The sequence below is a fragment of the Massilia sp. CT11-108 genome (assembly GCF_047302915.1).
Classification (GTDB): Bacteria; Pseudomonadota; Gammaproteobacteria; order Burkholderiales; family Burkholderiaceae_D; genus Telluria; species Telluria orientalis.
This window is the reverse complement of the sequence record NZ_JBKYMO010001140.1, coordinates 1-620: the sequence shown is the minus strand read 5'-3', so window position 1 is coordinate 620 and position 620 is coordinate 1. Positions and strand designations below refer to the sequence as shown.

At 69.5% G+C, this 620-nt stretch carries 1 protein-coding gene; it reads left to right on the top strand.

Annotation, left to right across the window (positions count from 1 at the left end):
• On the top strand, positions 1-620 hold a 620-nt coding region (locus ACEN88_RS33630), incomplete at both ends, for a sensor histidine kinase (RefSeq protein WP_413346683.1).

The window sequence follows — 620 nt, the reverse complement described above, 5'->3', positions numbered from 1 at the left end:
GGCGCTGGCCGAGGCCGTCGGCCTCGCGCGCCAGCGCAGCAATTTTCTCGCGCAGATGAGCCATGAATTGCGCACCCCGCTCAACGCCATCATCGGCTATGCGCAATTGCTCAAGCGCGACAGGCACCTGTTGAACGACCGGCAGGCCACCGGCCTCGCCACCATCCACGAAAGCGGCCAGCACCTGCTCACCCTCATCAACGACATCCTGGACCTGGCGCGGGTCGAGGCTGGCAGGATGGTGCTGTATCCGGCCGCGGCCCACCTCGGCACATTCCTGCAGGTGGTCGTCGACATCATGCGCGTGAAGGCCGAGGAGAAGGGCCTGGCGTTCGAGTACGCGCTCGCGCCCGACGTGCCGGCCGCCGTGACGATCGACGAGACCCGCCTGCGCCAGGTGCTCCTCAACCTGCTCGGCAACGCGGTGAAATTCACCGATCGCGGGACGGTCTCGCTGCGGGTGGCGCGCGTGCCGGCGGCAAGCGGGGACGACGCCTGCGTACGGCTGCGCTTCGAGGTGGCCGACACCGGCATCGGCATGAGCGCGCAACAGCTCGGCCGCCTGTTTCGCCCGTTCGAACAGGTGGCCGACGCGCCGCGGCACGGGCCTGGGCCTGGCC